Below are 6,647 nucleotides of genomic sequence, written 5' to 3' on the forward strand. Positions count from 1 at the left end.
CGCATCACCCATTACACCTACTGACTGTAATGGCGTAAGTATTGCCCCTGCCTGCCACACCTTGTCATACAAGCCATGTTGCTTAAGACCATTTATAAAGATGCTATCCACTTCCTGGAGGATACTTACTTTTTCAGGAGTTATATCTCCAAGAATTCTAATACCTAAGCCTGGACCTGGGAATGGGTGTCGTCCTAAAATAGCATTATCAATACCAAGTGTTTTACCCACTACTCTCACCTCGTCTTTAAATAACGTATTCAAAGGTTCTACTACCTTCAGCTTCATCTTCTCAGGCAAGCCGCCTACGTTGTGATGCGATTTAATGGTAGCAGAAGGTCCTTTAACAGAAACAGATTCAATAACATCAGGATAGATGGTACCCTGGCCAAGCCATTTTACGTCTGTTATCTTGTGAGATTCTTCATCAAATACATCAATGAAAGTTTTACCTATGGCTTTCCTTTTCGCTTCTGGATCTATTAATCCTTTTAAAGCAGCATAAAATTTATCTTTAGCGTCAACTCCTTTAATGTTTAGTCCAAGCCCGTTATACGAGTCCAATACCTGCTCGTACTCATTCTTTCTAAGGAGTCCGTTGTCTACAAAAATACAATGGAGGTTTTTTCCTATTGCTTTATGAATAAGCGTTGCTGCTACAGTTGAATCGACACCACCAGAAAGCGCCATTACAACTTTATCATCTCCTAACGTATTCTTTAATGACTCGATTGTTGACTCTACAAATTGATCGGGAGTCCAATCCTGGGCACAGCCACATATGTTTACAACAAAATTTCTCAGCAGATTTTTACCTTCCAAAGTATGGGTAACCTCAGGATGGAATTGAATACCATACACTTCTTTGCCTTTAACCTGATAAGCAGCAACTTTTACCGTGGGCGTACTGGCTATTATTTCAAAATTATCGGGTACTGAAGCAATGGTATCTGCGTGAGACATCCACACTTGGCTATCCAGTGAAATTTCTTTAAATAAATGCGAGTGGTGGTCAACAGTGGTTAGTTTAGCGCGTCCATACTCGCGCATCGTTGATGGCTTTACTGTTCCGCCGCTTTTATGGGCAATTAATTGTGCGCCGTAACAAACTCCCAAAACAGGCATTACTTTTTCAAAGGCTGTATAGTCAACCTCAGGAGCGCCTGCGTCCCGCACCGAACAAGGGCTACCTGAAAGAATTACCCCTTTAATGTCACTAGTAAGGGGCGGTATTTTGTTAAAGGGATGAATTTCGCAATAGACATTTAATTCACGAACTCTTCTGGCTATTAATTGAGTATACTGGGATCCAAAATCCAGGATAAGTATCTGTTGTGGCATGCTGCAAAGATAACAGAAGCTATTGGCTGGAGCTTTCCAGAACCAAAAAAATCAATCCTGATTTACAGACAGTTACTACAAAGTAATGAAAACAAGCCCAATTTGGAAGCCTAAAGCAGAAAACCGGTCGTAATTGTAGTTCTCACTCTTGTTCGTTGAATAGTCATAATGGATTGCAGCCATGGCTCCTATAGACCTTCTGTGACTAAACTTTACCAATATACCGGCCTCTGGTCGCGCTAAAAATCCCCATGATCTTTCAGAGTCCTGGTAAATATTATAATACAATACGTATTCATTGGTGTTTGCGCCTAAACCCAGGCCTGCATAGGGAAAGAGCACTTCGCCATCACCAACCTTGAAATTATACTGCGCGCTTATTGCTGCCGAATAATTATAGATGTAGTTGAAATAGTCTGAGGTAACAGCACTATTGTTGGTATAGATTGTTTTGGTAGGCTTATACTCATCATATGTGCTCCAACCTAAATCCAGTCCGGCAGAAATTTTAGGATTGATGAAGAACCTGACACCTGCTTTCCCTCCTCGGGCAGTAGTACTATTAATCCAGTTCGTATTGTCCAACGGTTTACTAATGTCGAGGCTCACGTAGAAATATTTATCCTGAGCAAAGGCATTACCTGCAATTAATATTATGATGATAAAAAGAAGCTTTTTCATAATCCTGTACCTATATAGTTTGATTGCTGAAAGGCTTGATCAATACCTGAAACTGCCTGATTAATTAATGAAACTGTACTATAGATATCGCCTAGGTAAGCCGTCCATACTACCCGAACTTGGTTGTTTGCGTTCCTATTTTTAAGATCAACAAGTTCTATAACCAGCACCCCTGTATTATAAGCATAAGTATTAACATAGGGATAGTAATACCACGAGTTATACCCGTAGTATCCGCCATAATATCCGGGGTAGAAGCCACCACCCGGATAGAAATAAGGATCAGGATAAACAATCTGCTGAAATACATTAAAGTCATTAACAACAACTACATTAACACCCAGATCCGGATTTTCCTTTCTTCCCACTTTTGTGTACCCACGATCGCTTAAATTCTTTCCGATAGCATCCAACACAGGTCTAGGAAAATCACTCCTATTCGCGGTAATAATTGTATCCTGAGAATTATTCGAAATTAATCCAATAGTGTCTGTCGGTATTGCAAAAGTTACATAGCTATTAAAACGAGCAATAGTATCATAATTGGTAGATACAACAAGTTGGTCTAGTAATGTTTTGGTATCAGGTTCTGATTGACATGACGCAATCAAACCTGCCAGCACCACAAAGAAAAATCTTACTTTCCGTTTCATATTATCCATAACGACAAGCCTCGCACAATATTTCCTATATCTTCACAGATAGACACAGTTGCGTTGTATATGGTTTAAACGAAAAAAGTTTATGCCGTAGAAATTAGCTGAACGCTAAAGCGATTCCTCCGCCAAAAAGCAAGACAAACAGCAATGTGCTTATAGCCATTTGCTTTAGAAACGGATCTAATTGTTTTGAGGACACTTTAGTAACAGCTACTCCATTTCTCACAAATAAAGGAACACTTAATAAGAATAATAATTGCCAGGCAGATTGAAATGTTATTATAGTGTAGATAATGGATGCTGTCAATCCAAAAAATAGTAATAGCCAATGATAAACTACAGCTTTCTCTTTCCCTATTCTTACTGGTATTGAATACTTCCCCGCTTTCTTGTCTGACTCTATATCTCTGATATTATTAATATTTAAGACAGCAATGGAAAACAAACCACAGCTTAATGCAGGGAGTAGCTGAAGCAATGTAATGTTTTTTACAAAGAGAAAGTACGAACCACCAACACCAACAAAACCAAAAAAAATAAGTACCGAGATATCACCAAGCCCAATATAACCGTACGGTTTTTTTCCTACTGTATAAGCAATTGCCGCAACGATACTAAGCAGCCCCAGACCCAAAAAAGAAATAATACCGCGCCAGTTGCTACCAAAGGAAACAAATAAAAGCAAAAGACCACTTATCAGACTAAGAAAAACGAACAGCAACACCGCTGATCTCATTTGAGAGGCACTAATATGTCCTGATTGAACTACGCGGGATGGACCTACCCTTTCAACATTATCAGCCCCGTGTATTGAATCTCCGTAGTCATTGGCTAGATTTGATAATACCTGTAGAAAAATTGTAGTCAATACACACAGCAGGAATATATCCCATTGAAAGGCACCTACCGAAAGAGCCAGGAAAGCTCCCATAAAAATACATGACAATGCCAGAGGCAGCGTTCTTAATCTCGCCGCCTTTAACCAAATCTTTATATTACTCACGCTACAATTTTATTAATAATTTCCGGATCTGTAGGCAGAACTTTAGAGGAATAGAAGTTTACTGCCTCTCCTTTCTCATCTACCAGGTATTTACAGAAATTCCAGGAGGGAGCCTTTCCCGCTCTAGCCGCAAGCCATTGAAATAATGGGTGACAATTTCTTCCTCTAACAGAAATCTTTTGAGACATCGGAAAAGTAACACCATAATTTACTTCACAAAAAGTAGCTATTTCTTCATCACCCCCCGGCTCCTGCCATAGGAAATCATTTGAAGGAAATCCCAGCACCACAACTTTATCCTTATGGCTATTATGTAGTTGTTGTAAATCTTGATACTGGCTTGTAAAACCACACTTAGACGCTGTATTTACAATTAACAATTTCTTTCCCTTGAACTGATTTAACGACAACTGTTTCCCCGAAAGGGTCTTCAAGTCAAAATCATAGACAGATCCTTTTGCTTCTAACTTTAAAGAAGAAAACCTCGAAATAAAGGATGACAGCCAAGGCACAATGCCTAACCCCTTACTCATTATGTCTAAAGTTGATCAATTATCTCCGTACTTAGCGGACTTACTTTTGAAGAAAAGAACTTAACAGTACCATCAGGCTTTACAAGATACTTACAGAAATTCCAGCTTGGCTCTTGTCCTGTTTTTCCTTGTAACCATTTATATAAGGCATGCTGATCTTTTCCCTTTACTGAGATCTTTTCGAACATTTTAAATTTCACCCCATAGTTTTTCTGACAAAATTCGGCGATCTCCTGATTAGACCCAGGCTCTTGTGACGCGAAATTATTAGCAGGAAAACCCAACACTACCACCTTATCTCCATAGTTCTCGTGAAGTTTTTCAAGATCTCCGTATTGCGGCGTAAACCCGCATTTAGAGGCCACATTAACGATTAAAAGATTTTTCCCTTTAAACATGGAAAAATCAATAAGCTCGCCATCAATTAAGTTCATTTTAAAGTCATATACCGAGTCAACTGAGGTGAGCATGAGCAGAAAGATTATAAGAGAAATTTTCATAGATGTAATGAAATTATGTTATCAAATTAACACAATAACCTTTAAAACAGCTATTGAAATTGAATTGTTTCTTTTATTCCGCTATTGTAGTCCGAAAACATCGTTTCCTCAGTTTCTAATTAAAATTGCACTTCTAAGCAGCTAAGGCATCCCTTGGCATAAGATTATTTCTACCGTACATATAAGGGCACTCTTCTCGTGTGCATTGAATAAAGGTTTGAATTATGATTTCGAAAAAAGTCTTTCTGGGGTTTGTATTGTTGTTTTTAGCCAACGCAGGTTTCTCACAGGATAACAGAGATATTACCACAGCGTCGGGCAAAGAACGTTCGAAAAAGCTTATTCTTCAGTTACCTGTAGCACACATGGAACTTGGTGAGTTATATGACAAATACCTTAAAGGATACAAGAAGGCATTCAGATGCAGCTATCTTACCTTAGATAACTTATCAAAAGCCGCTTTCTCCATTCAGAAATCTTCAGCCTTCGATTGCCTTGATAGCCACATGGCTGTTCTTCACAATGAGCTATTAGACAGAAAACCGGACGAAATACTCACTTCTTCACCATCAGTAATAGTGAGAGCCGGAAGTAATGGAGTTCATTCTTCTCAATGGAATTAATAAAGTAAGAAGATACTCATTGCTATCTTATTCGAATCAATAAATACAGGTACATCAGCTTTAGAATAATTCTTATAGATTAAATGACTTTATAAAGTTTGGCGTTTTAAGGAAACTGCTTCTTCGGTATAGATTTTATATGCATGTTTATAAATTCTGATTTATGCTTATTCAGCTTCTCGTTATTGTGCTTTTTATAAGTGCGGGTTGTCAAACCGGAAAAATTCCTTGTCCTAAAGTGAAGGTGGACAGAACGAAAAAGACATTTGTAAAGAAGCGAATGAAGCAAGAGAAAGAAGGACCGGTTACGGCGAGAATAACACCTAACGAGACAGTATCCCAATCAAGAACGACACAAAACATAAGAAGAACTACGCCAACAAGACCTGCACTTGAACATGTGGATGTAGAAGAGTGGGATTGTCCCAAACCTGGTATGAAAAAGAATCTTCCTAAAGCATTAAAGGATAATATAAAGAAAAACAGGAAGGCTTACGAAGCTTACTACAAAAACAGGAATAGTGCCGACTCACTTTCATCGGGCAAATTGCATCGTTAGTTTTGGATTATCACGCTTCATCTGAAACCGTCTCCTACAGACGTTTCAAATACCCATATTCTATCTTAACAGGTATAATTATTTTAAAATATTTAAACATCTGATGATTTATCAGAAGGAAAATATCTGTTAATCTAAATATTAAATAATTATGGCAACAAACTTAAAGACAATGGCTGCTACTATCAATCCGACACAAAAGGAAGGAAAAGTAGCACGTGCAATCGAAGAACAAACAGCTAAACTTCCATCGGATCTATTCTTATGGGCTGCAGTTGGTGCAATGGCTGCTTCTTTGTCACTTAAGTTAATGAAGAATGATCATATCTCTCTTTTCGTAGGCCAATGGGCTCCTTCATTCCTATTGTTAGGAATTTATAATAAGCTTGTAAAACTTGAAGGACACGATAAAGAAAGTTAAGAACTCGAAAAGTTAAGAACTTGAGAAAGTCCTGGTTGTGAAACCAGGACTTTATTGTTTAATAGTAATTTTAAAAGAACATCCACTTCTTCAGTAAGAACTTGTAATATTCATAACACTCCACCCGAACTACCAACCATTCGATATATTTCCTGCTTTTCTTATTCTTTATTTCTCTTTCTCGCTTTGTCGCTTCTAGACGGGTAGAAAACTTTCTTGGTATACTAATGTCCAGGGATGACAATTACTTGTAAAGGTACTCCCTCTACCTGTATTATGTTCTTCTAATCTACGCTCTATAGAATCTGTGTGGCCTACGTAGTACTT

The 6,647-nt window shown here is 38.2% G+C and carries 10 protein-coding genes; 3 read left to right on the forward strand and 7 right to left on the reverse strand.

Features of this window, described 5'->3' with window-relative positions:
* The 6 genes from guaA to KK060_RS24255 all read right to left on the reverse strand — a co-directional run.
* The coding region (guaA, locus tag KK060_RS24230; RefSeq protein ID WP_254157768.1) for a glutamine-hydrolyzing GMP synthase at window positions 1-1,341 on the reverse strand (1,341 nt) is incomplete at its 3' end.
* A gap of 75 nt (window positions 1,342-1,416) precedes the next feature.
* Window positions 1,417-2,022, reverse strand: coding sequence for an outer membrane beta-barrel protein (locus KK060_RS24235; protein ID WP_254157770.1), 606 nt, complete (start codon window positions 2,020-2,022; stop codon window positions 1,417-1,419).
* Entirely contained in the window at window positions 2,019-2,675 is a 657-nt protein-coding gene (locus KK060_RS24240; RefSeq protein WP_254157772.1) for a DUF4136 domain-containing protein, read from the reverse strand. The genes KK060_RS24235 and KK060_RS24240 overlap by 4 nt, the downstream gene beginning before the upstream one ends.
* A gap of 103 nt (window positions 2,676-2,778) precedes the next feature.
* Entirely contained in the window at window positions 2,779-3,684 is a 906-nt protein-coding gene (locus tag KK060_RS24245; RefSeq protein WP_367397541.1) for a 1,4-dihydroxy-2-naphthoate polyprenyltransferase, read from the reverse strand.
* The gene (locus tag KK060_RS24250; protein ID WP_254157774.1) at window positions 3,681-4,217 is read right to left on the reverse strand and encodes a glutathione peroxidase; all 537 of its coding nucleotides are present in this window, start codon (window positions 4,215-4,217) and stop codon (window positions 3,681-3,683) included. Before KK060_RS24250 ends, KK060_RS24245 begins: the two co-directional genes overlap by 4 nt.
* 5 nt (window positions 4,218-4,222) lie before the next feature.
* Window positions 4,223-4,717, reverse strand: a complete 495-nt coding sequence (locus KK060_RS24255; protein ID WP_254157776.1) for a glutathione peroxidase — start codon at window positions 4,715-4,717, stop codon at window positions 4,223-4,225.
* A 224-nt stretch (window positions 4,718-4,941) separates the two neighbouring features.
* On the opposite strand from KK060_RS24255, the gene KK060_RS24260 reads away from it, so the two are divergent.
* The 3 genes from KK060_RS24260 (at window position 4,942) to KK060_RS24270 (ending at window position 6,320) form a co-directional block, all read left to right on the forward strand.
* Complete coding sequence (locus KK060_RS24260) at window positions 4,942-5,340, forward strand: hypothetical protein (protein ID WP_254157778.1); 399 nt, start codon at window positions 4,942-4,944, stop codon at window positions 5,338-5,340.
* A gap of 163 nt (window positions 5,341-5,503) precedes the next feature.
* Window positions 5,504-5,899: a hypothetical protein gene (locus KK060_RS24265; protein ID WP_254157780.1), complete on the forward strand. Its 396-nt coding sequence runs from the start codon at window positions 5,504-5,506 to the stop codon at window positions 5,897-5,899.
* 151 nt (window positions 5,900-6,050) lie between these two features.
* The gene (locus tag KK060_RS24270; protein ID WP_254157782.1) at window positions 6,051-6,320 is read left to right on the forward strand and encodes a hypothetical protein; all 270 of its coding nucleotides are present in this window, start codon (window positions 6,051-6,053) and stop codon (window positions 6,318-6,320) included.
* A 195-nt stretch (window positions 6,321-6,515) separates the two neighbouring features.
* Here the strand turns inward: KK060_RS24270 and KK060_RS25320 are convergent, their stop codons facing one another.
* Window positions 6,516-6,620 carry a hypothetical protein gene (locus KK060_RS25320; RefSeq protein ID WP_367397542.1) on the reverse strand — a complete coding sequence of 35 codons (105 nt, stop codon included), beginning with the start codon at window positions 6,618-6,620 and terminating at the stop codon, window positions 6,516-6,518.
* Window positions 6,621-6,647: the final 27 nt, after the last annotated feature.

Origin of the sequence: Chryseosolibacter indicum (genome assembly GCF_018598585.1) — a bacterium.
GTDB lineage: Bacteria > Bacteroidota > Bacteroidia > Cytophagales > Cyclobacteriaceae > Chryseosolibacter > Chryseosolibacter indicus.

Bases quoted from the DNA above. Each gene is read 5' to 3' on its own strand.
- KK060_RS24235 (WP_254157770.1), bottom strand. From the start codon at position 2,022: ATGAAAAAGCTTCTTTTTATCATCATAATATTAATTGCAGGTAATGCC.
- KK060_RS24255 (WP_254157776.1), bottom strand. From the start codon at position 4,717: ATGAAAATTTCTCTTATAATCTTTCTGCTCATGCTCACCTCAGTTGAC.
- KK060_RS24260 (WP_254157778.1), top strand. From the start codon at position 4,942: ATGATTTCGAAAAAAGTCTTTCTGGGGTTTGTATTGTTGTTTTTAGCC.
- KK060_RS24240 (WP_254157772.1), bottom strand. From the start codon at position 2,675: ATGAAACGGAAAGTAAGATTTTTCTTTGTGGTGCTGGCAGGTTTGATT.
- KK060_RS24250 (WP_254157774.1), bottom strand. From the start codon at position 4,217: ATGAGTAAGGGGTTAGGCATTGTGCCTTGGCTGTCATCCTTTATTTCG.
- KK060_RS24265 (WP_254157780.1), top strand. From the start codon at position 5,504: ATGCTTATTCAGCTTCTCGTTATTGTGCTTTTTATAAGTGCGGGTTGT.
- KK060_RS24270 (WP_254157782.1), top strand. From the start codon at position 6,051: ATGGCAACAAACTTAAAGACAATGGCTGCTACTATCAATCCGACACAA.